Source organism: Pseudoxanthomonas sp. USHLN014 (assembly GCF_037153335.1).
GTDB lineage: Bacteria > Pseudomonadota > Gammaproteobacteria > Xanthomonadales > Xanthomonadaceae > Pseudoxanthomonas_A > Pseudoxanthomonas_A winnipegensis.
Genome location: NZ_JBBCKO010000005.1, coordinates 1 through 23,867, shown reverse-complemented (window position 1 = coordinate 23,867; position 23,867 = coordinate 1). Strand labels below are relative to the sequence as shown.

Annotated in this window: 24 protein-coding genes; 19 read left to right on the top strand and 5 right to left on the bottom strand. The window is 69.5% G+C overall.

Features of this window, described 5'->3' with window-relative positions; translation table 11 throughout:
- Window positions 1–101 precede the first annotated feature (101 nt).
- A complete protein-coding gene (locus WFQ05_RS10750) occupies window positions 102–974 on the bottom strand; it encodes a hypothetical protein (protein WP_337053811.1) in 873 nt (290 codons plus the stop codon).
- A 184-nt stretch (window positions 975–1,158) separates the two neighbouring features.
- On the opposite strand from WFQ05_RS10750, the gene WFQ05_RS10745 reads away from it, so the two are divergent.
- From WFQ05_RS10745 to WFQ05_RS10690, 12 genes are all read left to right on the top strand, one after another.
- On the top strand, window positions 1,159–1,353 hold the full coding sequence (locus tag WFQ05_RS10745; RefSeq protein ID WP_337053810.1) for a hemin uptake protein HemP: 195 nt from the start codon (window positions 1,159–1,161) through the stop codon (window positions 1,351–1,353).
- Between the two features lie 170 nt (window positions 1,354–1,523).
- A complete protein-coding gene (locus WFQ05_RS10740; protein WP_337053950.1) occupies window positions 1,524–2,156 on the top strand; it encodes a Hemin transport protein in 633 nt (210 codons plus the stop codon).
- A 306-nt stretch (window positions 2,157–2,462) separates the two neighbouring features.
- A complete protein-coding gene (locus WFQ05_RS10735) occupies window positions 2,463–4,721 on the top strand; it encodes a TonB-dependent hemoglobin/transferrin/lactoferrin family receptor (RefSeq protein WP_337053809.1) in 2,259 nt (752 codons plus the stop codon).
- Between the two features lie 86 nt (window positions 4,722–4,807).
- A complete protein-coding gene (locus WFQ05_RS10730; RefSeq protein WP_337053808.1) occupies window positions 4,808–5,752 on the top strand; it encodes a DUF6607 family protein in 945 nt (314 codons plus the stop codon).
- A gap of 98 nt (window positions 5,753–5,850) precedes the next feature.
- Window positions 5,851–6,816: an SPFH domain-containing protein gene (locus WFQ05_RS10725; RefSeq protein WP_130517323.1), complete on the top strand. Its 966-nt coding sequence runs from the start codon at window positions 5,851–5,853 to the stop codon at window positions 6,814–6,816.
- On the top strand, window positions 6,803–7,252 hold the full coding sequence (locus tag WFQ05_RS10720; protein WP_337053807.1) for an NfeD family protein: 450 nt from the start codon (window positions 6,803–6,805) through the stop codon (window positions 7,250–7,252). The genes WFQ05_RS10725 and WFQ05_RS10720 overlap by 14 nt, the downstream gene beginning before the upstream one ends.
- Window positions 7,253–7,333: 81 nt before the next feature.
- A complete protein-coding gene (gene gcvT / locus WFQ05_RS10715) occupies window positions 7,334–8,440 on the top strand; it encodes a glycine cleavage system aminomethyltransferase GcvT (RefSeq protein WP_131660445.1) in 1,107 nt (368 codons plus the stop codon).
- A 15-nt stretch (window positions 8,441–8,455) separates the two neighbouring features.
- On the top strand, window positions 8,456–9,076 hold the full coding sequence (locus tag WFQ05_RS10710; RefSeq protein WP_337053806.1) for a 2-hydroxychromene-2-carboxylate isomerase: 621 nt from the start codon (window positions 8,456–8,458) through the stop codon (window positions 9,074–9,076).
- A 71-nt stretch (window positions 9,077–9,147) separates the two neighbouring features.
- Window positions 9,148–9,543, top strand: coding sequence for a glycine cleavage system protein GcvH (gene gcvH / locus WFQ05_RS10705; RefSeq protein WP_130517329.1), 396 nt, complete (start codon window positions 9,148–9,150; stop codon window positions 9,541–9,543).
- A 3-nt stretch (window positions 9,544–9,546) separates the two neighbouring features.
- A complete protein-coding gene (locus WFQ05_RS10700; RefSeq protein ID WP_337053805.1) occupies window positions 9,547–10,017 on the top strand; it encodes a hypothetical protein in 471 nt (156 codons plus the stop codon).
- A 396-nt stretch (window positions 10,018–10,413) separates the two neighbouring features.
- Window positions 10,414–10,770, top strand: a complete 357-nt coding sequence (locus WFQ05_RS10695) for a histidine biosynthesis protein HisIE (RefSeq protein ID WP_130517333.1) — start codon at window positions 10,414–10,416, stop codon at window positions 10,768–10,770.
- A 306-nt stretch (window positions 10,771–11,076) separates the two neighbouring features.
- Window positions 11,077–11,784: a DUF2968 domain-containing protein gene (locus tag WFQ05_RS10690; RefSeq protein ID WP_235871647.1), complete on the top strand. Its 708-nt coding sequence runs from the start codon at window positions 11,077–11,079 to the stop codon at window positions 11,782–11,784.
- A gap of 794 nt (window positions 11,785–12,578) precedes the next feature.
- Here the strand turns inward: WFQ05_RS10690 and WFQ05_RS10685 are convergent.
- On the bottom strand, window positions 12,579–14,054 hold the full coding sequence (locus tag WFQ05_RS10685) for a serine hydrolase domain-containing protein (protein ID WP_130517337.1): 1,476 nt from the start codon (window positions 14,052–14,054) through the stop codon (window positions 12,579–12,581).
- 211 nt (window positions 14,055–14,265) lie between these two features.
- Here WFQ05_RS10685 and WFQ05_RS10680 point away from each other — a divergent pair, with 211 nt between their 5' ends.
- The 3 genes from WFQ05_RS10680 to WFQ05_RS10670 all read left to right on the top strand — a co-directional run bounded on the left by WFQ05_RS10680 (window position 14,266) and on the right by WFQ05_RS10670 (window position 16,986).
- Window positions 14,266–15,165: a DMT family transporter gene (locus tag WFQ05_RS10680; protein ID WP_337053804.1), complete on the top strand. Its 900-nt coding sequence runs from the start codon at window positions 14,266–14,268 to the stop codon at window positions 15,163–15,165.
- An 80-nt stretch (window positions 15,166–15,245) separates the two neighbouring features.
- The gene (locus tag WFQ05_RS10675) at window positions 15,246–16,562 is read left to right on the top strand and encodes an MFS transporter (protein WP_228257874.1); all 1,317 of its coding nucleotides are present in this window, start codon (window positions 15,246–15,248) and stop codon (window positions 16,560–16,562) included.
- A gap of 67 nt (window positions 16,563–16,629) precedes the next feature.
- Entirely contained in the window at window positions 16,630–16,986 is a 357-nt protein-coding gene (locus WFQ05_RS10670; RefSeq protein ID WP_337053803.1) for a DUF1304 domain-containing protein, read from the top strand.
- On the opposite strand, the gene WFQ05_RS10665 is transcribed toward WFQ05_RS10670, so the two are convergent.
- The 3 genes from WFQ05_RS10665 to WFQ05_RS10655 form a co-directional block, all read right to left on the bottom strand.
- Window positions 16,981–17,466: a hotdog fold domain-containing protein gene (locus WFQ05_RS10665; protein ID WP_337053802.1), complete on the bottom strand. Its 486-nt coding sequence runs from the start codon at window positions 17,464–17,466 to the stop codon at window positions 16,981–16,983. The genes WFQ05_RS10670 and WFQ05_RS10665 overlap by 6 nt on opposite strands.
- 72 nt (window positions 17,467–17,538) lie before the next feature.
- Window positions 17,539–20,013 carry an acyl-CoA dehydrogenase gene (locus tag WFQ05_RS10660; RefSeq protein ID WP_337053800.1) on the bottom strand — a complete coding sequence of 825 codons (2,475 nt, stop codon included), beginning with the start codon at window positions 20,011–20,013 and terminating at the stop codon, window positions 17,539–17,541.
- Entirely contained in the window at window positions 20,010–20,966 is a 957-nt protein-coding gene (locus WFQ05_RS10655; RefSeq protein ID WP_337053799.1) for an alpha/beta hydrolase, read from the bottom strand. Before WFQ05_RS10655 ends, WFQ05_RS10660 begins: the two co-directional genes overlap by 4 nt.
- 125 nt (window positions 20,967–21,091) lie before the next feature.
- On the opposite strand from WFQ05_RS10655, the gene WFQ05_RS10650 reads away from it, so the two are divergent.
- From WFQ05_RS10650 to WFQ05_RS10635, 4 genes are read left to right on the top strand one after another with little or no spacing between them, the layout of a single operon-like run.
- Window positions 21,092–21,691 (top strand): TetR/AcrR family transcriptional regulator, encoded by a 600-nt coding sequence (locus tag WFQ05_RS10650; RefSeq protein WP_130517351.1) that lies wholly within the window; start codon window positions 21,092–21,094, stop codon window positions 21,689–21,691.
- A gap of 48 nt (window positions 21,692–21,739) precedes the next feature.
- Window positions 21,740–22,324 (top strand): RNA polymerase sigma factor, encoded by a 585-nt coding sequence (locus WFQ05_RS10645; RefSeq protein ID WP_130524902.1) that lies wholly within the window; start codon window positions 21,740–21,742, stop codon window positions 22,322–22,324.
- Complete coding sequence (locus WFQ05_RS10640; RefSeq protein ID WP_337053796.1) at window positions 22,321–22,854, top strand: hypothetical protein; 534 nt, start codon at window positions 22,321–22,323, stop codon at window positions 22,852–22,854. Before WFQ05_RS10645 ends, WFQ05_RS10640 begins: the two co-directional genes overlap by 4 nt.
- Before the next feature lie 11 nt (window positions 22,855–22,865).
- Window positions 22,866–23,759: a DUF4097 family beta strand repeat-containing protein gene (locus WFQ05_RS10635; protein ID WP_337053795.1), complete on the top strand. Its 894-nt coding sequence runs from the start codon at window positions 22,866–22,868 to the stop codon at window positions 23,757–23,759.
- Window positions 23,760–23,867 lie beyond the last annotated feature (108 nt).

Genomic DNA, 23,867 nt, shown 5'->3' with positions numbered 1-23,867 from the left:
ACGGGCGCGGCAAGGCGAGGCGGCGCGAAAGACCGCCCCGCGGGCGCCGGGCGGCATGGGACGGGACGCGGCGGGCACGGTTCGCGCGGGCGCGGCCGGTGCTACTGGCAGGGTGCGGCGGCCGGGTCGCCGGGCCGCAGCTCCAGGTCGACGGACACCGGCGCGGCCAGCGCCCGGCTGCCGAAGGCCTCGCGGAACAGCCGCTGCGCCTGGCGTTCGGCGTCCACGCGCTGGCGCAGGGCCAGGGTCGAGACGTCCGGCGCCGGGCCGGCCTTCAGGTAGGACAGCAGCAGCCGGTAGCGATAGGCCAGCGCCGGGTCGTCCGGCACCCGCGCGTCGAGCAGGCCCTGATCGTCGCTGTAGGCGTTGGCCAGCAGCAGCGCCGCGCGCGGATCGCCGGCCTGCAGCGCACGCTGCAGCATCGGCACGGCCTCGCCATACCAGTCGGCGAAGCCCGGGTCCTGCAGGTAGCGCTCGTGGTCCTGGGCCTGGGCCGCCTGCGGGAAGGGGCCGGCGGCGTAGCGCAGCAGGGCGTCGCGGTTGCCGGCCAGCGCCGCCTTGCGCAGATAGAACGCGGCCTTGCCGCGCAGCGCGGCGTCCACGCCCTGGCAGCGGTCGCGGCCGGCGTCGGCGGGCGAGGGCGCGGCGCACAGCATCAGTTCCACCGCGATCCGGCAGGCGGCCGCCGCCTCGCCGGCATCGGCCCGGCGCAGGACGGCCTGCAGATTGGCGCCGAGCGGTTCGCCCCAGGGGGGCAGGGCGGAGGCGGCGAGCGCGTCGGTGCGCGGGGGCGTCGCGCCGGCCGGATCGTTGCGCGCGGCGAAGGCGCGCTGCGCCTGCGCGGTCTGCGCGGCGATCCGCGCCGACAGTGCGGCCGCCTCGTCGGCCTGGCGCCGCCAGCGCCAGACACCGAATCCCACGGCCGCCAGGACCAGCACGCCCATCACCAGGTTGAAGCGACCACGCGGGCTCACGCCGTGTCCTTGCTCGATCCGACAGCGACGAGTCTGCCATGGGCCCCGTGCATCCCGCGCCGCCGTGGCGCGTGCGTAGATAAAGAATCGGAAGCGCGATGACCATCGAAGAATTCAATCAGGACCATTTGACTCTTCAATGAGAATGATTATCATCCACAGCGAACCACACAGGAGCTGCCCCATGTCCGCCAACACCATCGCCTTCCCCCACGCCGACACGCGCGCCGCCGAGCGCAGCCCGCGCGTGGTGCCCCCGTCCGAGACCCTCAACAGCGAAGCCCTGCTCAAGGGCCGCCGCGAGATCCTGATCCAGCACGGCGACCGCGTGTATCGCCTGCGCCATACCAGCAACGACAAGCTGATCCTGACCAAGTAAGTCGTGGTTTGGCGGGCGATGGAGCGCCCGCTGCCGTGTTCGCGCCCGCACCGGGCGGCAGCGGCCAGTTCGCGCGCGGCGATGGCTCTCCCTCTCTCACCATCGCCGCGCGCGGGCCGCTGTCGCCGCCGGTGCACCTGCCTGACGCCATCCGCCCCCAGGAGCCGGTCATGACCCTCGACACGATTGCGCCGACCGCGCGCGCCGATGCGATCCGCTCGCTGCCGCTGCCGCAGCAACTGGCCGCGCTGGGCACCGTGCTGTGCCTGTATCGCGCCCAGCAGGGCAGCGAGCTGGCTGGCTGGAACCAGGCGGTGCGCGCGGCGATCCAGTCCGGCGTGGAAAGCGACGGGCTGCGCGAGAGCCTGCTGTTCTTCGATCGCGACGGCGCCTGCTGCTGGCGGCTGTGCCTGCTGCCGGACAGCGACTTCCTGGCCTGGGACCAGCTCAGTGCGCGCCTGCCGGCGCATGCGGCCGGCAACCCGCATGGGCGCGGGGTGAGCGAGCGGCTGTGGCAGCGCCTGGCCCGGCGCCTGACCGGCGAACAGTGGCGCGCGTGTCCGGTGCGCCTGCATGCCCTGGCCGCCGCCGGCGCGCAGGCGGTGCTGGCCGCCAGCCTGACGCCGGTCTCCGCGCTGGGCGCGGCCGCCACGCGCGAGATCGTGCACGCCGAGGGCGCCGAACTGGCCGTCTGGGACGACTGCTGCTGCGCGCAGGCCGCGCTGCAGTCGGTGGGCGTCGGTGCGGCGCATGGCGACCTGGCCGACTATGTGTTCAGGCCCGACCTGAAAGCCAGTCGATGACTTCGCGCGCATCCCCCTTATGTATGCCACTGGCTCGCCTCGTCCGATGGCGTGCGCCGCCTGCCTGGGACGGGCGCGACCGCGCCGGGCCGCGCTTGCTTGAGGCGCGAGCAGCCGACTGAAGCCCGGGCGCCTAGTCTGGCCGAGGCGACATCGCCAAGTCGGGATCGCCGCGACCGGCGCTTCCCTGTTGAACCTCACCTTGCGGTGGCCCTGCGTCACCGCGTCTTCCTCCTCCTCCTGGGCGCCAGCCTCGACCGTGCACGGTCGCGCCAGCCTGCCGGGTCACCTTGCAAAGGGCCTGTCATGCCGACGTTCCGTGTTTCCCTGCTTGCCTGTGCGCTCGCCTGCGCGCTGGCCTCCCCGGCGCGCGCCGCCGATTCCTCCGTCACTCCGCCGGGCGCGGCCGACGATGCGCTGCCTACGCACGACTTCGATCCGCTGCAGGTCACCGCCACCCGCAGCCAGCGCGCGGTGTCCGACGTGCCCAACACCGTGGATGTGATCGAGCGCCAGCGTCTGGACCAGACCCTGGTCTTCGACATCAAGGATCTGGTGCGCTACGAGCCCGGCGTATCGGTGACCTCCAGCTTCGGGCGCTTCGGCCTGGGCGGCTTCCGCATCCGCGGGCTGGAGGCCAACCGCGTGCAGATCCTCACCGACGGCATCCGCGTGCCCGACGCGTTCGCCATCGGCAGCTATTCCAATGCCAACCGCAACTTCGTCGACCTGGACACGGTCAAGCGCGTGGAGATCCTGCGCGGGCCGGCCAGCGCGCTGTACGGCTCCGACGCGCTCGGCGGCGTGGTCGCCTTCGTCACCAAGGACCCTTCGGATTATCTGAAGGCGGGCAAGGACGCCTACTTCGGCCTCAAGTTCGGCTATGCGGTCGACTGGAACGGCCTGTTCGCCGGCGCCACGGCGGCCTTCGGCGGAGAGCGCTGGAGCGGCCTGGCCGCGGTCAGCCATCGCCAGGGCCAGGCGCAGGAGAACATGGGGCACGACCGCAGCCTGGCGCCGGTCGGCACCGCCGCCAACACTCGCACCGCGCCCAATCCGCAGGATCGCAACGGCACCAGCGTGCTGACCAAACTTGTCTACGCACCGTCGCAGACCAACCGCCTGCGCCTGACGGTGGAGGGCAACCGCGACGACACCGACACCGACGTGCTCACCTCGCGCGGCTACACCGCCTCGACCCGCGCCACCACGCTGGACCTGCGCGGCGACGACCACCAGTCGCGCGAACGCGTGGCCCTGGCGCAGGAACTGGACGCGCTGGACTGGGCGCTGGCCGACAGCCTGGACTGGCAGGTCTACTGGCAGGACAGCCAGACCACGCAGGACACCCACGAGCTGCGCACCACCGCCAGCCTGGGCCGGCATCGCCGCGACCGGCGCTTCGACTTCGAGCAGCGCGAGATCGGCGTGCAGGCCAACCTGCTCAAGACCATCGACGCCGGCAGCGTGGTCCACACCCTGCGCTACGGTGTGGACCTGCAGCGCACGCGCACCGAACAGGAACGCGATGGCCGGGTGACCTACGCCAACGGCACCAGCACCAATGTGATGTCGCCGGACGTCTTCCCGGTGCGCGACTTCCCGATCACCGACACCACCACCTCGGCCCTGTACGTTCAGGACGAGATGGCCTTCGGCCAGCGCTTCAGCCTGGTGCCGGCGGTGCGCGTGGACCATTACGATCTGGACCCGAAGCCCGATGCCATCTTCGTCGAGGACAACCCGGGTGTAGCCGTGACCGGTCTGAGCAAGACCAGCGTTTCGCCCAAGCTGGGCGCGGTGTGGAAGTTCGCCGGCGACTGGTCGCTGTACGGCGGCTACGCGCGCGGCTTCCGCGCGCCGCCCTACAACGACGCCAACCTGGGCTTCACCAATCTGCAGTTCGGCTACACCGCCATCCCCAACCCGGACCTCAAGCCGGAGACCAGCAACGGCTTCGAGCTGGGCCTGCGCTACACCGGCCCGGCGGTGTACGCCGCGCTGACCGGCTATCGCAACGACTACCACGACTTCATCGAGTCGCAGGGTTTCGTGGGCTACAACGCGCAGGGCCTGATGGTGTTCCAGTCGCGCAACGTGTCCCGTGCACGCATCTATGGCGGCGAGTTCAAGGGCGGCATCGACCTGGGCGCGCTGGCCGGCTGGAGCGGCTGGTCGCTGCGCGCGGCCGCGGCCTGGTCGCACGGTCAAGACCTGACCGCCGATGTGCCGCTGGACACGATCGATCCGCTGACCGGCACGCTCGGCCTGATCTACGACGCGCCGACCTGGGGCGTGGAGCTGGCCGGTTCCTTCGCCCGGCGCAAGGACCGGGTGTCCGACGCGACCTACTTCCGCGCGCCCGGCTACGGCGTGGCCGATCTGCTGGCGCACTGGAACTTCGCCCCCGGCGCGCGGGTGAACCTGGGCGTGTTCAACCTGGGCGACCGCAAGTACTTCAGCCCGGGCGACGTGCCGGTGGGCACGTTGGCCAGCAGCGTGACGCTGGATCGCTACACCAGTCCGGGCCGCACCGTCTCGGCCAGCCTGACGGTGGAATGGTGAGCCTGCGCATGCGCCCCGCACACCGCCGCACGACACCCGCGCCTGGCGGGTTCCAGCCTCTGTCCCAAGTCAAAGGAAAGCCTTCCATGTCCAGTCGCCTGCCCATCGCCGCGCTCGCGGCCCTCGCCGTCCTCGCACCGGCGCATGCGCAATCCGCCGATCCGGTGCGCGACCATGCGGCCATCCTGAAGATCGCCGGCGAGTTCGCGGTGGACTTCGCCTTCGACGAGACCGTGCTGCTGCAGCCCGGCTACGAGCGGGCCGCGGCCATGCGCAGCAGCGCCGACGAGGCGGTGGTCGTGGTCGAGGACACGCCCACGCGCGTGGTGCTGCAGCACCTGCTGGTCGACGGCAAGAGCGGCCACGTCACCAAGCACTGGCGCGAGGACTGGGTCTACCAGGCGCCGCGGCGGTTCGAGTTCAGCGCCGACCAGACCTGGACCGTACGCGCGCTGTCGCCGCAGGAAACTACCGGCGCCTGGACCCAGTGCGTGTACGAGGTCAGCGACGCGCCGCGCTACTGCGGCACCGGGCGCTGGACCTACAGCGGCGAGGTGGCGACCTGGACCAGCGACGAGAGCTGGCGTCCGCTGCCGCGCCGCGAGTACACCCGCCGCAGCGACTACAACGCCCTGCGCGTGGTCAATCGCCACACCATCACGCCCAACGGCTGGAGCCACGAGCAGTTCAACACCAAGGTGCTGCGCAAGCCCGACGGCCGCCAGGTGGAGATCGCGCGTGAGTTCGGCTTCGACGACTACCGCCGCGACAGCCAGGTCGACTTCGCCCCGGCCTACGCCTACTGGAAGGCGACTAGCGACTTCTGGGCCGGCGTGCGTGCGCGCTGGGCCGGATTCCTGAACGCGCCGCCGGGGCTGCACCTGAAGACCAAGCTCGATGGCATGGCGATGGTGATACCGCTGTTCGAGCAGGCCGACGCCCTGGTGCACGGCGGCAAGGTCAAGGCCGCCGACACCGATGCGGTGTTCGCCAATTACGTGGAAGCCGCGCCGGCGCCCGCCGATCGATGAAGGTGCGGCGGCCGTCCGGCACGGCGGCGCATCCCGCAGGCGCGACCCTATAATTGTTTCGGGAGCGCCCGCCTCGGGCGACAGGCAAGGGGAGTGCAATGGGAACGGGAATGATCCTGGCCGCGTTGATCGTGGTCTTCGTCGTGGTCACGCTGTTCAAGGGCGTGCGCGTGGTGCCGCAGGGCTTCGAGTACACGGTCGAGCAGTTCGGCAAGTACACCAACACACTGAGCCCGGGCCTGCACATCCTGATTCCCTACATGCAGGGCGTCGGCCGCAAGGTCAACATGATGGAGCAGGTCTTCGACGTGCCCTCGCAGGAAGTCATCACCAAGGACAACGCGGTGGTGAAGGTGGACGGGGTGGTGTTCTTCCAGGTGCTGGACGCGGCCAAGGCGGCCTATGAAGTGTCCAACCTGGACCAGGCGATGATCGCCCTGGTGCAGACCAACATCCGCACCGTCATCGGCTCGATGGACCTGGACGAATCGCTCAGCAACCGCGAGACCATCAACGCGCGCCTGCTGGGCGTGGTCGACCACGCCACCAGTCCGTGGGGCGTCAAGGTCAACCGCATCGAGATCAAGGACATCCAGCCGCCGCGCGACCTGGTCGATTCGATGGCCCGACAGATGAAGGCCGAGCGCGACAAGCGCGCCTCGATCCTGGAAGCCGAGGGCGCGCGCCAGTCGGAGATCCTGCGCGCCGAGGGCGAGAAGCAGAGCGCCATCCTCGAGGCCGAAGGCAAGCGCGAGGCGGCCTACCGCGAGGCCGAGGCGCGCGAGCGCCTGGCCGAGGCGGAGGCCAAGGCCACCACCCTGGTGTCCCAGGCCATCGCCGACGGCGATGTGCAGGCGATCAACTACTTCGTGGCGCAGAAGTATGTCGAGGCGTTCAAGGAGCTGGCCACCGCGCCCAACCAGAAGTTCGTGCTGATGCCGATGGAGGCCTCGGGCATGATCGGCTCGCTCGGCGGCATCGCGCAGCTGGCGCGCCAGGCGCTGGGCGAGGACGGCCCGCGGCCGCCGGCCATGCCGCCGAAGGTGCCGCGTGCCGGCGTTTGACGCGGCGACCCTGCGTCTGGCGTTCTGGGCCGGCCTGGCGCTGGTGCTGTTCGCCGCCGAGGCGCTGGTGCCCGGCGCCTCGCTGATGTGGCTGGGCTTCGCCGCCACGGCGATGGTGCTGGTGACGCTCATCGCGCCCGGGCTGGAGGTGCTGCCGCAGGCGGCGCTGTTCGCGGTCTTCGCCATCGCCTCGGTGCTGGTGTACCGGCGCTGGTTCCGCGCCCGTGCGCAGATCAGCGACAAGCCCTTGCTCAACCGGCGCGCCGAGCAGCTGGTCGGCCAGACCGCCGTGCTCGAGCAGCCCATCGTGCGCGGCCGTGGCCGCATCCAGCTCGCCGACACTTACTGGAGCGTGGCGGGCCCCGACCTGCCCGCCGGCGCGGCGGTGCGCGTGGTGTCCACCGACGGCATGACCCTGCAGGTGGAAGCGGCCTGACCGGCGCGGCCGTGGCCTGGGTCACGGCCGCGGGGCGGCGAGGTTCTGGGATAATGCGGGCCTCTTTGTAAGGACCAGCCCATGACCCAGAAGACGATCCTCAACGACAGCCATCGCGCGCTCGGCGCCAAGATGGTCGATTTCGGCGGCTGGGACATGCCGATCAGCTACGGCTCGCAGATCGAGGAACACCACGCCGTGCGCCGCGACGCCGGCATGTTCGACGTCAGCCACATGACCGTGGTCGACCTGCGCGGCCCGCGCGTGCGCGAGTTCTTGCGCTACCTGGTCGCCAACTCGGTGGACAAGCTCAAGAAGCCGGGCAAGGCGCTGTACACCGCGATGCTCGACGCCAACGGTGGGGTGATCGACGACCTGATCGTGTACTTCCTGGAGGACGCCTTCTTCCGCCTGGTGGTCAACGCCGCCACCCGCGAGAAGGACCTTGCCTGGATCAACAAGCAGGCCGCCGCCTATGGCGTGGAAGTGATCGAGCGCCCCGAGCTGGCGATGATCGCCGTGCAGGGCCCGAACGCGCGCGCCAAGGTCATTGGCCTGCTGCGCGAGGAGGATCGCGAGGCCGCCGACAAGCTGGCGCGCTTCGCCGCGCTGGACGCGGTCAGCAGCGCCGGGGTCGAACTGTTCCTCGCCCGCACCGGCTACACCGGTGAGGACGGCTTCGAGATCGTGCTGCCGGCCGAGCGCGCCGTGGCGTTCTGGGACGCGCTGCTGGAAGCCGGGGTCAAGCCGGCCGGCCTGGGCGCGCGCGACACGCTGCGCCTGGAGGCCGGCATGAATCTCTACGGCCAGGACATGGACGAGACCGTCTCGCCCTACGAGGCGGCGATGGGCTGGACCGTGGCGCTGGACGAGGGCCGCGAGTTCGTCGGCCGCGAGGTGCTCGAAGCCCAGCACCTGCAGGGCCCGCCGCGCCAGCTGATCGGCCTGGTGATGGACGAGAAGGGCGTGCTGCGCCACGGCCAGAAGGTGCTCACCGCGCAGGGCGAGGGCGAGATCCTGTCCGGCACCTTCTCGCCGACCCTGGGCAAGGCCATCGCCTTCGCCCGCGTCCCCAGCGGCGAGCCGGGTGAGGTGCGCGTGGACATCCGCGGCCGCGAGGTGCCGGTGCGGGTGGTCAAGTTCCCCTTCGTCCGCGACGGGCAGCCGCAGCCCGGCGTCCTCGTCTAAAGGCAGGTCGCGACCATGGCCGAGCAACTGGACTACTTCGTCACCCTGCTTTCGCCCTGGTCCTACCTCGGACACCGGGCGTTCCTGGACATGGCCGCGCGCCACGGCGCGGTCGTGCGCACGCGACCGGTGCGGATCTTCGATCTGTTCGGCGAGGTCGGCGCCCTGCCGCTGGCGCAGCGTCCGCCGGTGCGCCAGGCCTACCGGCTGGTCGAGCTGCAGCGCGTACGCGAGCAGCGCGGCCTGCCGCTGAACCTGCGGCCGAAGTTCTACCCCTGCGATATCGCCCTGGCCGATCGCACGGTGATCGCGCTTATCGCGCAGGGCCACGATCCGCAGGCCTACATGGCCGACGCGTTCGCCGCGCTGTGGGCCAACGAGCAGGACCTGGCCGATCGCGCGACGCTGGCGGCGCTGCTGTCCGCGCACGGCTTCGATGCCGAGGCGGTGCTCGCGCTGGCCGACGCGCCCCAGACCCATGCGACCCACCAGGACAACACCCGCGCCGCGATCGATGCCGGCCTCCCTGGCCTGCCGGGTTACGTGCGCGACGGCGAGCCGTTCTGGGGCCAGGACCGGATCGACCTGCTCGACGACGCCCTGCGCAGCGGCCGCGCGCCGTACCGCGCCGGGTGACAAGTCGCGGCGGCCTTTCGTTAGACTTGCGCCATTCCCAACCATCGCGCCCAACCGGCCGGAGCATCCTCATGAGCGAGATCCCTGGTGATCTGAAATTCCTCAAGTCCCACGAGTGGGCGCGTGTCGAAGGCAACGGCCGCGTCACCGTCGGCATTTCCGACCACGCCCAGGGGCTGCTGGGCGACCTGGTCTACGTCGAGCTGCCCAACGTGGGCGATGCGGTCACCGCCGGCAACGCCTGTGCGGTGGTCGAGTCGGTCAAGGCCGCCTCGGACGTCTACAGCCCGGTGTCGGGTACGGTCGTCGAGGTCAACGAGGCGCTGGCCGACAAGCCGGAGACCATCAACGAGGACGCCTACGGCGAAGGCTGGCTGTTCGTGGTCGAGATCAGCGACGCCGACGAGCTCAACGACCTGCTCGGCCCGGACGACTACGCCGAGCAGTTGGAAGAAGACGAAGAGTGATCCATGCACGCCGGCCTGGTGCCGGCGTCGCACGCAAGACCAACGCCGCGTCCTGGACGCGGCGTTTTTTTTATGGGTCCGTTCCGGCGCCATCGCGGCGTGATGTTCGTGTCGTCGAGACGCTCGCCTGCATCGACATGGCAGGCGATCGGGATGCGCGGGACGCCGCGCGCTTGGAAAAAGTTTGCGCAGTTGGCGCGCGAGGCAGCTTGTGCGACGCGAAAACGCATGCCGCGAGCGCCTTCGGAATCAGGTGCGATTCAACTGCGCGACACCTTCGACGCCACCCTCGGCACGCGCGTCCAAGCGCATGCGTCGGCAGCCGCGTTACGCGCGACGCGCGCAGCAAACTGCATAAAAAAAGCACTCTGCTCGACATGCGTTGTCGCGCGTGCGTCGCCGCGCCATCGGCTCGAACGCCATCGGCTCGGCAGGCCGGCGCGGCAAGGCGATGACGCGCTTCAAAACACATGAGAAATTTTTCTGAAAAACCATTGACACTAGAAAAAACCGTGATTAGGTTTCGCCCCAACGCGCACAGGCGCTATGCAAATCAAGCGAGTCGGTCATCGCGACGAAACCCACAACGGCAAGGTCGCCCGCCCGTACCCCCGGCAGGATGGTCGAAGGCTTCGCTTCCCCTGAAGAAATTCGAACCCCGATCCGCATCGACACCTGCGCCGCAGTCGCCGCAGGTGTCTTTGCTTTGACGGGTGCACGACGTCGGCCCCGGCCGGCGTCGCAACAGATCCGCCCCAGCGCGCATGGCGCGTCGGCGGCTGCATGCGGGTCCGACTCCCGCGGCGTTTTGAGTACTGGGCTTAGCAACGGATGTTTCATCCAAAGTAATCACTGACGAGGAGCCATCACATGGCAACGAAGAAAGCTGCGAAGAAGCCGGCCAAAAAGGCCGTCAAGAAGGTCGCCAAGAAAGCGGCCGCCAAGAAGGCTGTAAAGAAGGTCGCCAAGAAGGCCGCCAAGAAGGTCGCTAAGAAGGCCCCGGCGAAGAAGGTCGTGAAGAAGGCTGCCAAGAAGGTCGCGAAGAAGGCCGCCAAGAAGGCCCCGGCGAAGAAGGTCGCCAAGAAGGCCGCCAAGAAGGCTCCGGCGAAGAAGGCTGCCAAGAAGGCTCCGGCCAAGAAGGCTGCCAAGAAGTCGCCGGCCAAGAAGGCGACCAAGAAGAAGGCCGCTCCGGTCGCTCTGCCGGCAACCCCGGCGCCGCTGATCTAACGAGAAGTATCGCGGCGACATCGCCGCGCGCTGTCGTTCTGACTGCAGCTTCCTTCCCCGGTTGCCCAGCGGGGAAGGAAGTGTTTTTTTTTTTTAGGGCGCCACGCCGGCGCCGCACGCGACACCGGGCCCGGCCCGCACATCTCGACCACGGCATCGGCCTGCCAGGCGCAGGAACAAAGTGGCGCCCGTGCCCTGCGGCGCGCGAAAGCCGCGTGCTAACATCCCGACCGTATGCCCTGCGCAACGCAGGGGGGCGATCACGCCAGAGAAGTCGGGGCAAGACGGATGATTCATCGGGGGAGCATGTCAAGGATCTGGTTCGGCGCGGCGATCGTGCTGATCTCCACGGCCTGTGCGCCGCTGCCTGCCGCCACGCGGACCAAGCAGGCCCCGCCGCCCGAGCAGACCGCCGAAGTGGCCGAGCCCAGCATCGGCAACACCGCCGAGGAGCTGCGCCACCTGATGGACGCCGGCTCGCTGACCGAGCTGCGCACCACCTACAACGGCAACTACGGCGCCAGCCTGCTGTTCCATGCCGACTCGCTCAACTATTACGTCACCCTGTTCCGCGACAAGCAGTTCTGGCGCGTGATCCGCACCAGCTCGGTCGAGCAGGCCGAGCAGGTCTACAAGACCTTCGTCGACCAGACCAACCAGCTCTCCCAGGTCTATATCGACACCGTGCGCCTGGAGGCCGGCAAGCGCTACACCGAGCGCATGGTCGAACTGAACCAGAAGCGCCTGCAGGGACTCCAGGCCGAAGTCGAGCAGCAGCGCCAGCAGGCCCTGCAGGTCAGCAACGCCCTGCAGCAGAACAAGCAGCAGGCCGTGAGCCTGAGCAGCGACCTGCGCGCCACCAACACCGAACTGGAAGCGCTGACCCGCCGCATCGAACAGCTGCAGCAACAGCAGGGCAATCCCGCGCTGGAGCTGCCGCCGACACCGGCCACCGCTCCGGCAGCGCAGCCGGCTGCGCCGAGCCCTTCGGTGCCGGCGCCGGGCACGGACTGAGCGAAGCGAGGGGTCGCGCCGTTTCGGCATGGCCCGGTTCGCAATCAAGCCCGGCAGTTGCCGGGCTTTTTTGTTCCTCGCCGAGCGTGGGGCGTCAAGCGCCTCACGACCTGCATGCGGTCTTGGCCCATCCATTCGCCGACCGGCCTCGCCCAGCCGAGCGCACCTACTCGGTTGGTCATCCTGCCTGGCTGACGCTCGGATGGGAAAGGAATGGGCTCGCCGCATCCCGTAGGAACCACTGTCTCTCAGATCAGTCGCGTCCTCCTTGTAGAGCGGAGCTTGCTCCGCTGCTCTTCGTTCGGTTCGTGGGGAAGGCTCCAGCGGAGCAAGCTCCGCTCTACAGGGGGAGCCGCAATGGTGGCGATGAGGCACTACCAGGAAATGCGTGAAGCGCGATGAGACATCGCCGGTAAAGCCCCATCGCCGCCATTGGCCCAAAAGGCCAGAAGGGCGGCTCCCAGGGGATTTTCGCAAGGACTGTTTTATCGCCGTCCGACGGACTGCTGCCCCTGCGAAGCCAAAACGCGTGCGCCGCGATCGCTCGACCGAGAGACCCTCTTGTCTTGATTCCAGGGGCTACTTGCGCCAGTCGGCCGGGCACCCGGTCGATCAGGCGCTGCCGCAGTGAGCGACACTGCGAATACCGCAGGCGCACTCCGCACGGGCAGCAGCCCGCGACCCGTCCAGCCCGAACTGCGGCAACCACGCATCCGAGGCCGGGGGTACTTCCCAACGAACAACGCCGGGCAAAGCCCGGCGTCGTTCTTGGCTGATGTCCGCCGGTTGGCGGATCAGTGCGGCGCAGCCACGGCCTTGCTCGAAGCCGCGCCGGCTTCGTCGTCGTCGCTGACGTTGTCGTCGGAGGCGGCGTGCATGGCCTGCGGCAGCGGATGACCGTTGGTCTGCGCCAGCAGCAGCTGCTTGGCCATGTCGGTGTCCAGCCAGCGCTGCGGCGACAGACCCAGCGCGGTGTCCAGTACGGTCGGCAGCAGGCCGGACGGCAGCGGACTGTTGCTGTTCCACAGGATCGCCACGCCGAAGTCTCGCCCCGGCACCAGCGCGACCAGGCCGCGATAGCCCTCCACCGCACCGGCATGGAACACGACCTGCTGGCCCGAGTAATCCAGCACGCGCCAGGCCAGCGCATAGCTGGCCGACTCCACGCGCGCACCGCGCCAGCCGGCGCGCATCTCGCCCGGCGTGCTGATCAGCGGCGCATGCAGCGTGGCCAGCAGCGGCGCCGGCAGCACGTCCGGACGGTGGCCCAGCTGCGCAAGCAGCCACTGCGCCATGTCGCTGGCGCTGGCATTGACGCCGGCGGCCGGCGCCAGACGGTAATAGGTCGGCTTGGGATTGATCGAAGCCCAGCCACTGCGCGCACGCACGTGCGGCTTGGCCCAGCTCGGGCTGTTCTCGATGCCGGCCAGGCCGATGCTGGCGTCGTTCATGCCCAGCGGCTTGAAGATCCGCCGGTCCACGGCCTGATCGTAGAAACTGCCGGTCGCGGCGAAGACCACATCGCCGATCAGGCTGAAGGCGACGTTCTGATACTCGTAGCACTGCCCCGGGCGGCAGCCCAGCGGCGCGGTGGCCAGCTTCTGCGAGACGGTGTAGTAGTCCGCGTTGCCCTCGATGTCGTTGTCGAAGGCGTTGTGCCAGCGCAGACCGGTGCGGTGGCTGAGCACGTCGGCCACGGTGACCTCACGCGTGGCGACCGGATCGATCAGGCGGAAGCTGGGCACATAGTCGGCGACCTTGCTGTCCCAGCGGATCACGCCATCGTTGACCAGCAGCCCGGCCATCGTGCCGGCGAAGGCCTTGGACAGCGAGGCCAGACGGAAGACGGTATGCGCATCGATCGGACGCGGATTGCGCACATCGGTCACGCCATAGCCCTTGGCGCTGATGATGCGGCCGTCCTGGACCACGGCCATGGCCAGCCCCGGGACGCGCTGGCCCACGGTCAGGTCCTTGGCCAGTGCCTCGAACGCGGCGACGTCGAAGCCCGGCGCGACCGGGCGCACATCGCTGGGCGACAGCGCGGTGCGATACGGCAAGGGCTTGGTGGGAGATTCGTAGGGCGCCGGCGCGGCGCGCCAGGCGGCGGCTTGCGTTGCGCCTTCGGCGGCGCCGCTCATGGTGACCGTCGCCAGCTGTGCGGGCAGGGTCGGCGTCTGTGCAGTGGAGGACACGGCCAGCGGCAGCAGCGCGGCCAACAAGGTCATCGTCAGCGATCGCGCACGATGGCGCCCCCTGAGGTTTTTCATGTGCGAGATGCCCGCGTGATCTGGCCTGTTTTGGATCATAACGCTCATGTCGAGAAATGCACAAACGGCCGGAGATTGGCCGGCCATCTCGTTCATCCCATTGATCTTTTTGAACAGCGCGCCGCGCCTCTCGCGCGCCCTGTTCAGGGTTTCACAACGCGACCAAAGCGGTAATGACGGCACTGCAAGGTGCGGGCGATCATCCCCGGACATGGCCGCGCCAGCCCCCGACACCCCGCCCCGTTCCTGCCGCGATGCGCTGCTGGGGATCGGGTTCGTGCTGGTGTGGTGCACCGGCTATATCGCCGGCAAGGTCGCCGTCGCCCACGCCGCGCCCCTGACCTCGCTGACGCTGCGCTTCGGCATCGCCGCGCTCGTGTTCGGCGCGCTGGCCCTGGTCGGACGGGTAGGGCGCTGCCGGCGCGTGGACCTGCTGCACAGCGCGGCCACCGGCGTGCTGATGCTGGCCCTGCACTTCGGCGCGGTCTACGTGGCCTTCCAGTGGGGCGCCAACGCCGGCGTGTCGGCCCTGGTGATCGGCGCCATGCCGCTGCTGGTGGCGCTGGTGGCCACCCTGGACGGCAGCGAGCGGCTGGGCGCGTGGCGCTGGTTCGGCATGGCTCTGGGCCTGCTCGGCGTGGCGCTGGTGGTGGCCGACCGCGTCGACGGCGCCACGCCGCTGAAGGCCTGGGCGATGCTGGCACTGGGGCTGGTGGGCATCACGGCCGGCACGCTCTACCAGAAGCGTCACGCCGCGCACCTGGACATGCGCCTGGGCCTGACCGTGCAGAATGCGGCCGCCACGCTGGTGCTCTTGCCGTTCGCGCTGTTGGAGGGCTTCCGCTTCGACGACAGCGTGGCCTTCCACGGCGCCCTGGCGTGGCTGGTGCTGGTCAATTCGATCGGCGGCTTCGCCCTGCTGTTCCTGCTGATCCGGCGCGGTGCGGCGACCCGGGTCGCCGCGCTGTTCTTCCTGATGCCGCCGGTGACCGCGGTGTTCGGCCACCTCACCCTGGGCGAGCACCTGACCTGGCTCAAGGGCGCGGGATTCGCCTGCGCGGCGATCGGCGTCTGGCTGGCCACGCGCAGCGAGGCGCCGCGGGCCGCCTAGCGATCCGCGCCTGCGCGCTGGCGATGTTGCAGTGCATCGGCTACCGTGCGCGGCAATCGAACGCGCCGGAGTCGCCGCCCGTGGTCACGCACAAGCCCCACCGGATCGAAGGGGGAGAGGGTTGGGCGCTCGCGCTGTCCTTCGTGTGCTTCTTCTGTGTGCTAGCCGCGTACTACGTGGTGCGCCCGGTCCGCGAGCAGCTGTCCGCGGCCGTGGGTTCGACCCAGCTGCCCTGGTTCTATCTGGCGACCTTCATCGCCACCCTGCTGCTGACGCCGGTGTTCGCCGGGCTGGCCTCGCGCTGGCCGAGGCGGCGACTGGTGCCGCTGGTGTATCTGTTCTTCATCGTCTGCCAGCTGGCCTTCATCCCGGCCTTCACCTCGGTCGGCCTGCTCAGCCCGCGCGCGCTGGGCATGGTGTTCTTCGTCTGGGTGAGCGTGTTCAACCTGTTTGTGGTGTCGGTGTTCTGGATCTTCATGTCCGACATCTGGAGCCTGGCGCAGTCCCGGCGCCTGTTTCCCATCATCGCGGTGGCCGGCACGCTGGGCGCGCTGGCCGGCCCGATGCTGACGCGCTCGCTGGTGCAACTGCTCGGCGTGGCGCCGCTGCTGCTGGTGTCGGCCGCGCTGCTGGGCGTGTCGACCGTGTGCGTGGTGCTGCTGGGCCGCTGGGCTAGCGCGCACGGCGCGCGCCGGCATGAGGACGGGCACGAGGCCGCGCTCGGCGGCAGCATGTGGGATGGCCTGAAGCAGATCTTCGCCGACCCCTTCATGCGCGGCATGGCGATCCTGCTGCTGCTGGCCGACGGCATCGGCACGGTCAACTACGCCCTGTTGGTCGATTACTCCGGCGCGACCTTCGCCGATGCGGTGGCGCGCACGCGCTTCCATGCCGACGTGGACCTGGCCGGCAACCTGCTCACGGTGATCGTGCAGCTGACCATCACCCGCTGGCTGCTGCCCCGGCGCGGACCGGGCACGCTGATCCTGCTGTGGTCGGTGATCAGCATCGCGGTGCTGCTGCTGGTGGTGTGCTCGTCCAATCCGCATGCGCCGCTGTTCGTGCTGCCGGTGCTGATCGGCCCGGTCGCGCCCACGGTGCTGGCGCTGGTGGTGAGTCGCGGACTGGCCTACGGCATGGCCGAGCCGGCGCGCCACAGCCTCTACACCCGCGTGCCGCGTAACGTGCGCTACAAGGGTCAGAACGCGGTGGACACCGCGGTGTGGCGCTTCGGCGACGTGGCCATCGCCACCGGCATGAACGGGCTGAAGTCGGTCGGGATGACCATCGGCGGCTTCGCCGCGGTCAGTGCGCTGGCCGCCTTCGCCGCGGCCGGCATCGGCTGGCGCCTGTGGAAGCGCGTGGAGCGGATCGACGAGTCGGCCGCACCGCGCTGAGCCGGACGCGTGCTTACCGGCCGCGCACGCGGCACACTGCGCGCCTGCTCACCGACCGGATGGAACCATGCCTGCCATCGCCCTCGTCCTGACCGTATTGGTCGCGCTGCTGCACCTGTGGTTCATGGTGCTGGAGATGGCGCTGTGGACGCGCCCGCTCGGGCTCAAGACCTTCCGCATGTCACCGGAGAAGGCGCAGACCACGCGCGTGCTGGCCGCCAACCAGGGGCTCTACAACGGCTTCCTCGCCGCCGGCCTGCTGTGGGGCGGGCTGCTGCTGCACGATGCGCGCGTGGTGGCGTTCTTCCTGGCCTGCGTGGTGGTGGCCGGTGCCTTCGGGGCGGCGACGGTAAGCCGGCGCATCCTGTGGATCCAGGCCGCGCCGGCGGCGCTGGCGCTGGTCTGTCTGTTCGCCGGCCTATGAGCGCGGCGCGCGCGCCGGCTTCGGCGAGACCCACATGTCCACCTGCGCGGTGAACACGGTGTCGCCAGCGGCGTCGCGCACGGTCACGTCCACCGGCAGCGCATAACCCTCCGTCGCCTCGCGTATCGGCGCGGCCGGCGTGGCCACCGCCTGCTGCGGGCCGACCGCCCTCTTCAGATAGCGCACCGACATGCCCTGGGGAATCCAGCGCATCGAGGCGGGGATGCTGGCGTCGGTCATCAGGCCGGCGGTGAGCTCGGCCAGGTTGCACAGGGCGATGGCATGCACCGTGCCGATGTGGTTGTGCACGCGGCGACGGTCGGCGATGCGCGTCTCGCAGCGTCCGACTTCCAGCAGGGTGATGCGCGGGGCGATGCTGCCGAAGTAGGGCGCCTTGAAGCACACCGCGCGCGAGAACAGCCAGCCGCCTGCGGGCCAGCGCTGCAGGCGGCGATACAACGCCAGGAGAGGTGCGGCCATGTGAGGCGACTCCGGACAAGACGACGGCGGACCGAGGTCCGCCGTCGTGGGCAACGAAAAAGCGCGGGGAACTCAGGCGGCTTCGCGCGCGTCGGCCTGTCGCGCCTGCTGGCGGTAGCCGGCCGAGCGCAGTTCCTCGGTGTCGAAGTCGTCCACGCTGATGGTGTCCATCGTGATCGCACGCAGCTCTTCCAGCTGCACGCGCTCCTCGGCGGTGATCAGCCCCTCGCGCACTGCCTCGTCCAGCTGCGCCGGGAAGTCCAGCGCCTCGATGCCCTTGGTCTTGAGCGCCTTGATGAACTTGCGCTCGACCGGCTCGGCGGCCACGGCCTTGGCCAGATAGCTGGCGATGCGGCCGCCCGGGTTGTTCTCGCACGGGGTCAGGAACACGCCGCGGGCCAGCTGATCGCGCGCGGCATTGGGCGTCATCAGCAGCGCGGCCACGCGATGGCCCAGGCGGTCGCCCGGCGCTTCGGCACGGCGGCCCCAGGGGAAGATCAGCGCCCACATCAGCCAGCCGATCGGACGAATCGGGAAGTTGCGCAGCGCCGCCGACAGCGCCAGCTCGATCTCGTGCACGCTGTTGTGGAAGGCCCAGGCCAGCAGCGGCTGCTCGGCCTGCGGCGCGCCCTCGTCGTGATAGCGCTTGAGCATGGCGCTGGTCATGTAGATGTGGCTGAGCACATCGCCCAGGCGGCCGGACAGCGACTCCTTGAACTTCAGCTTGCCGCCCAGCGTCATCATCGAGATGTCGGCCATCAGCGCCAGGTTGGCCGAGTAGCGGTCCAGCTTGCGGAAGAAACGCTTGGTGTAGGCGTCGCCCGGGGCGGCGCCGATGCGCGAGGCGGTCAGGCCGAACCAGAACGAACGCACCGCGTTGGAGATGCCGAAGCCGATATGGCCGAACAGGCTGCGATCGAAGGCGTCCAGGCCCGCGGCGCGGTCCGGATCCTGCGCTGCCTTCATTTCCTTCATCACCCACGGATGGCACAGGATCGCGCCCTGGCCGAAGATCAGCAGGCTGCGGGTCATGATGTTGGCGCCTTCCACGGTGATGGCCACCGGCGAGGCCTGCCAGCTGCGGCCGGCGAAGTTGCGCGGGCCCAGGATGATGCCCTTGCCGCCGATCACATCCATCATGTCGGCGATGCACTCGCGGCTCATGCTGGTGCAGTGGTACTTGGCGATGGCCGAGGGCACCGACGGCACGTCGCCGCGGTCCACCGCCGCGGCCGTGGCCTGCGACAGCGCGCTGATGATGTAGGCCTTGCCGCCGATGCGGGCCAGGGCTTCTTCCACGCCCTCGAAGCGTCCGACCGACAGGCCGAACTGCTTGCGGATGCGGGCATAGGCGCCGGTGACCACCGCGCCGGCCTTGGCGCCGCCGCTGGCGGTGGAGGGTAGGGTGATCGAGCGGCCCACGGCCAGACACTCGTTGAGCATGTTCCAGCCCTTGCCGGCCATGTCGGCCCCGCCGATCAGCTGGCTGAGCGGGATGAAGACTTCCCTGCCGTGGATCGGGCCGTTCTGGAACGGCGAGTTGAGCGGGAAGTGGCGACGGCCGATCTCCACGCCCTCGGTGTCGCGCGGCAGCAGCGCCAGGGTGATGCCGATGTCCTTGGTGTCGCCCAGCAGACCGTCAGGGTCGTACATGCGGAAGGCCAGGCCGATCAGCGTGGCCACCGGCGCCAGGGTGATGTAGCGCTTGTCGAAGGTGAGCTTCAGGCCCAGCACGTTGGCGCCGTTCCACTCGCCCTTGCAGACGATGCCGTAGTCGGGGATGGAGGTCGCATCGGAGCCGGCGAACGGCCCGGTCAGGCCGAAGCACGGCACTTCCTCGCCCACGGCCAGACGCGGCAGGTAATAGTCCTTCTGCTCCTGGGTGCCGTAGTGGTTGAGCAGCTCACCCGGGCCCAGCGAGTTGGGCACGCCGACCGTGGAGCTGACCACGCTGGAGATGGAGGCCAGCTTCTGGATCACCTTGTGGTGGGCCAGCGCCGAGAACCCCAGGCCGCCGTACTGCTTGGGAATGATCATGCCGAAGAACTTGTTCTTCTTGATGAAGTCCCACAGCTCGGGCGGCAGGTCGGCGTGGACGTGGGTGATCTCCCAGTCGTTGACCATCCGGCACAGCTCCTCGACCGGGCCATCCAGGAAGGCCTGCTCCTCGGCGGTGAGCTGCGGCTTGGGATAGTTGAGCAGCTTGTTCCAGTCCGGATCGCCGGTGAACAGCTCACCCTCGAAGCCCACCGAACCGGTCTCCAGCGCGATGCGCTCGGTCTGCGACAGCGGCGGCAGCACCTTGCGGAAGAACTTCATCATCGGCGCGCTGACCAGGGCCTTGCGCGAGGCCGGCAGCAGCAGCGGCAGGGTGATCGCCGCGACGATGACCGCGGCCACGATGCATGCGGTGGCGCTGGCGCCGAGCAGCCAGCACGCGACCAGGGCGCAGGCGCTGATCGCGGCCCACGTGGCCAGGCGCATGCGGTGATAGGCGGCGATCGCGCCGGCCAGCAGGACGGCGAGGAACGGGACCAGGATGCTCATGAGCGTGCTCCGGAAGCGGAATCGAAAGCGATATTGAAGGAGCGGGGGTGCCGGGCGCGCGCCAGCGTGCCCAGGTAGTCGAGCACCACCGCGGTGAATGCATCGTTGTCGTCGCCGGCCAGCATGTGGCCGACGTGCGGAACCTGGATATGCTGCGCGTGCGGCACCAGCGCCTGGAAGGTGCGCACGTTGTCTTCGGAGACCAGCTCGCTGCGGCCGCCGCTGATCAGCAGCACCGGGCAGCGCACGCTGCGCGCCGCCGCGGCGATGTCATCCTGATGGCGGGCACTGTCGCGCACCAAGTCGTCCACCAGACGCCGATCCCAGTGCCAGTGCCAGCGGCCGTCCTCCCCTGCGTGCAGCAGCGCGGCCAGTTCGTCGGCCGTCTTGCGGGCGCGCCGGTGCGGCAGATAGCCGGCCACCACATCGGCGGCATGCTCGAGCGAGTCGAAGCCGTCGGGAAACGCGGTGACGAACTGCAGCACGCGCGCCAGCCCGGCCTCGTCCCAGTGCGGGGTGATGTCCACCAGCACCAGGGCCGAGAACAGCCCGGGCCAGCGGCTTTCGGCCAGCAGCCCGAACAGGCCGCCCATCGAGGCACCGACCAGCACCGGCGGCTCGGCCTGTTCGCCGGCGACGATGATCAGGTCGTCGACGAACTGCGCGCCGTCGTAGGCCACATCCTGCGGATTACGCTGCGAATCGCCGTGGCCGCGCGCGTCGTAAGCCAGGCCTGCATGGCCCTGCGCGGCCAAGCGCAGGCCGGTGCGCTGCCAGGCGCCGCGGGTCTGACCGAAGCCATGGGTACAGAGCACGGATGCCTGGTCCGCCGGCGCACCCGCCGGGGGCAGGTAGGCCGTGCCGGCCAAGTGGATGCCGCAGGCGCCGACGAGGTCGACCGCGCGCGTGGCGGCCGATACAGGGGCGTCGAGCGGAGAGCGGGTGTCAACCATACGCACAAGTATGGGCGTGTGTTTCGAGCGCCGTCAATCCATACAAGCGTTTGATTCAACAAAAGAAAATGATGCATTGCAGCAAACGTACCGCTGCATGCTCATGCGTATGGTTAAATGCGGCGATGAACACGCCAGCGCCTTCGCCACGCCCCGTTCCCGCCTCGCGCTCGGCCCGTTTGAGCGCCGACGACTGGGCCCAGGCCGCGCTGGACATGGTCGCCGAGCAGGGCGTGGCCGCGGTCGCCGTCGAACCGTTGGCGCGGCGCCTGGGTGTGACCAAGGGCAGCTTTTATTGGCATTTCCCCTCGCGCGACACCTTGCTGCAGGCCGCGCTGGAGCGCTGGGAGATGGTCGAGCAGGAGAGCGTGTTCGGCAGCCTGGAGGCCGTGCCCGACCCGCGCGAGCGCCTCCGCCAGCTGTTCCTGCTGGTCGCGCACGAGGCCAAGTCGCACATTATTTATAGTGAGCTGCTCAAGGCGCTGGACCATCCCGCGGTGGCGCCGGTCATCCAGCGCGTGTCCCAGCGCCGTCTGGACTACCTGATCGCCTCGTTCCGCCAGGCCGGCATGAGCCGCACCGACGCCCAGCACCGCGCGCGCCTGGCCTATGCGGCCTACGTCGGCTTCCTGCAGCTGTCCCTGCAGCTGCACCAGCCGCGCATGCAGCACGAGGAGTTCGAGGATTACGTCAACCACATGATCGCCGCGCTGATTCCCAATTAGTTCGCGACGGCCTTAAACCTTCCCGCCGCAGCGCGCATCCGAACTGGCATGCTGACCTCGGCCGTGACCTTCGCCACCGACCCGCTCGCCACCGACGCCACCGAAGTGGACGTCGAACAGGCGCGCGCCGCCGCCGCCGGCGATACCCGCGCCTTCGAGCAGCTCTACCGACGACACGTGGGCAAGGTGCACGGCGTGATCGTGCGTCTGGTCGGCGGCCACGGCGCCCGCGCCGAGGACCTGACCCAGGAGACCTTCGTGCGGGTGTGGCGCGCGCTGCCGGAGTTCCGCTTCGAAAGCGCGCTGTCGACCTGGCTGCACCGCATGGCGGTCAATACCGCGTTGATGGAACTCCGCAGCCGGCGCGCCGGTCCACGCTGGGAAGAGGAGGTCGACGGCGACGACGTGGCGATGCTCGACCCGCGCGAGCAGGGACCGGCCCTGCGCATGGACCTGGAGCGCGCGATCGGCACCTTGCCGCCACGCGCCCGCGCCGTGCTGGTCCTGCACGACGTGGAAGGCTGGAAACACGAGGAAATCTCCGCATCACTGGGCATGGCCGTCGGCAGTTCCAAGGCGCAGCTGCACCGCGCCAGGCAGTTGCTGCGGGTCCGTCTGGAGGCACACCAATGAACGAACGACACGACGACGATTTCCGCTTCGCCCTGCGCACCCTGCGCCAGGACGCGGCCCCCGAACGCGACCTCTGGCCCGATATTGCCGCACGCCTGGAACCGCGCAGCGCCGAGCCGCCAACGCATGCCGCGCCGCGCAGACAACGCACGCGGCGCTGGCAGCCCTTCGCCCTGGCCGCCGCGCTGGCGCTGGTGGCGGTGATCGGCTGGCGCCTGCAGTCCGGTCTGCATCCCGCGTCCTCGGCGCCGACGCCGTCGCTGGCGCAGACGCCACCGCGGGCGCCCAGCCACGCCCCGCTGCGTGCCGAGGCCGTGCGCATGACGCGCGATTACCAGATCGCGCTGGAGCGGATGCAGGGCGCGCCGATGCCGGTGGCGCTGCAGCCGGCGCTGGAGGATCTCGATCGCAGCGCCAGCCAGGTGCTGGAAGCGATCGACCACAACCCGCGCTCGGCCCAGCTGCTGCAGACCCTGCGTTACACCTATGACCGCCGCCTGGCACTGACCCGCCGCGCGGCCCTGAGCTAGAGGCCCCGATCATGCGACACCTCGTCTTCCTCGCCCTGCTCCTGGGCAGCGCCGCCGCCCAGGCCGGCACCCCGATCAACCAGACCCTGCCGCTGGACGCGCGCGGCAAGGTCGAAGTGGACAATCTCAAGGGCCGCATCCAGGTGCGCACCTGGGATCGCAACGAAGTCCAACTGCGCGGCACGCTCGGCGATGGCGTGGAGAAGCTCGACGTCGATGCCGACGGCGGCGGCTCGCTCGACATCAAGGTGCGCTACCCGAAGGACGGCGGCTGGGGCGGCAAGTCCTCCGGCCCGACCGACCTGCAGCTGACCGTGCCGGTGCGGGCCTCGCTGGAGCTGCACTCGGTGTCGGCCGATATCGACGTGTCCGGCGTGGCGTCCGACGAGCTGTCGATCAACAGCGTCAGCGGCGAGGTACGGGTGGCCGCCGCCCCGCGCGAGGTCTCGATCAATACGGTCAGCGGCTCGGTCACCGCCACGGTCAACAGCAGCCAGGTCGATCTGCAGACCGTCAGCGGCGCGGTCGATCTGCGTGGCCGGCTCAGCGGCGAAGTCGAGGTCGAAACGGTGTCGGGCAGCATCCAGGTCGCGGTCAAGGAAGAGCGCCTGCGCGAGCTGTCCACCAACAGCGTCAGCGGCAGCACGCGCGTGTCCACCGCCCTGGCCCGCAACGGCAAGCTCTCGCTGTCCAGCGTCAGCGGCAGCGTGCTGCTGGTGGCACCGAAGGATCTGTCCGCCCACGTCAGCGGCGAGACCTTCAGCGGCAGCCTCAAGGCCACCGGTGCCAGGATCGAGAAACCCGAATACGGCCCCGGCCGCTCCTTCGACAGCCGCTACGGCAACGGCGAAGGCGAGATCACCCTGGAGACCTTCTCCGGCGACGCCGAGCTGCGGCTGGAGTAAGGGCCCGCACGCGTCGATCGCCCCCCCCAGCCCGGGCGGAGGTCGGGGTGGGGAAAGCCGTGTACATCATCCCCCCCGGGCCGGCGCAAAAAAACAAAAATAGGCCCG

What these genes read in the sequence shown, in the direction of transcription:
- WFQ05_RS10690 (WP_235871647.1), top strand. Translation starts at nt 11,077, where the DNA reads ATGTCAAGGATCTGGTTCGGCGCGGCGATCGTGCTGATCTCCACGGCC.
- WFQ05_RS10655 (WP_337053799.1), bottom strand. Translation starts at nt 20,966, where the DNA reads ATGGTTGACACCCGCTCTCCGCTCGACGCCCCTGTATCGGCCGCCACG.
- WFQ05_RS10680 (WP_337053804.1), top strand. Translation starts at nt 14,266, where the DNA reads ATGGCCGCGCCAGCCCCCGACACCCCGCCCCGTTCCTGCCGCGATGCG.
- WFQ05_RS10710 (WP_337053806.1), top strand. Translation starts at nt 8,456, where the DNA reads ATGGCCGAGCAACTGGACTACTTCGTCACCCTGCTTTCGCCCTGGTCC.
- gcvH (WP_130517329.1), top strand. Translation starts at nt 9,148, where the DNA reads ATGAGCGAGATCCCTGGTGATCTGAAATTCCTCAAGTCCCACGAGTGG.
- WFQ05_RS10635 (WP_337053795.1), top strand. Translation starts at nt 22,866, where the DNA reads ATGCGACACCTCGTCTTCCTCGCCCTGCTCCTGGGCAGCGCCGCCGCC.
- WFQ05_RS10730 (WP_337053808.1), top strand. Translation starts at nt 4,808, where the DNA reads ATGTCCAGTCGCCTGCCCATCGCCGCGCTCGCGGCCCTCGCCGTCCTC.
- WFQ05_RS10665 (WP_337053802.1), bottom strand. Translation starts at nt 17,466, where the DNA reads ATGGCCGCACCTCTCCTGGCGTTGTATCGCCGCCTGCAGCGCTGGCCC.
- WFQ05_RS10645 (WP_130524902.1), top strand. Translation starts at nt 21,740, where the DNA reads ATGCTGACCTCGGCCGTGACCTTCGCCACCGACCCGCTCGCCACCGAC.
- gcvT (WP_131660445.1), top strand. Translation starts at nt 7,334, where the DNA reads ATGACCCAGAAGACGATCCTCAACGACAGCCATCGCGCGCTCGGCGCC.
- WFQ05_RS10745 (WP_337053810.1), top strand. Translation starts at nt 1,159, where the DNA reads ATGTCCGCCAACACCATCGCCTTCCCCCACGCCGACACGCGCGCCGCC.
- WFQ05_RS10735 (WP_337053809.1), top strand. Translation starts at nt 2,463, where the DNA reads ATGCCGACGTTCCGTGTTTCCCTGCTTGCCTGTGCGCTCGCCTGCGCG.
- WFQ05_RS10660 (WP_337053800.1), bottom strand. Translation starts at nt 20,013, where the DNA reads ATGAGCATCCTGGTCCCGTTCCTCGCCGTCCTGCTGGCCGGCGCGATC.
- WFQ05_RS10725 (WP_130517323.1), top strand. Translation starts at nt 5,851, where the DNA reads ATGGGAACGGGAATGATCCTGGCCGCGTTGATCGTGGTCTTCGTCGTG.
- WFQ05_RS10685 (WP_130517337.1), bottom strand. Translation starts at nt 14,054, where the DNA reads ATGAAAAACCTCAGGGGGCGCCATCGTGCGCGATCGCTGACGATGACC.
- WFQ05_RS10640 (WP_337053796.1), top strand. Translation starts at nt 22,321, where the DNA reads ATGAACGAACGACACGACGACGATTTCCGCTTCGCCCTGCGCACCCTG.
- WFQ05_RS10670 (WP_337053803.1), top strand. Translation starts at nt 16,630, where the DNA reads ATGCCTGCCATCGCCCTCGTCCTGACCGTATTGGTCGCGCTGCTGCAC.
- WFQ05_RS10700 (WP_337053805.1), top strand. Translation starts at nt 9,547, where the DNA reads ATGCACGCCGGCCTGGTGCCGGCGTCGCACGCAAGACCAACGCCGCGT.
- WFQ05_RS10740 (WP_337053950.1), top strand. Translation starts at nt 1,524, where the DNA reads ATGACCCTCGACACGATTGCGCCGACCGCGCGCGCCGATGCGATCCGC.
- WFQ05_RS10695 (WP_130517333.1), top strand. Translation starts at nt 10,414, where the DNA reads ATGGCAACGAAGAAAGCTGCGAAGAAGCCGGCCAAAAAGGCCGTCAAG.
- WFQ05_RS10650 (WP_130517351.1), top strand. Translation starts at nt 21,092, where the DNA reads ATGAACACGCCAGCGCCTTCGCCACGCCCCGTTCCCGCCTCGCGCTCG.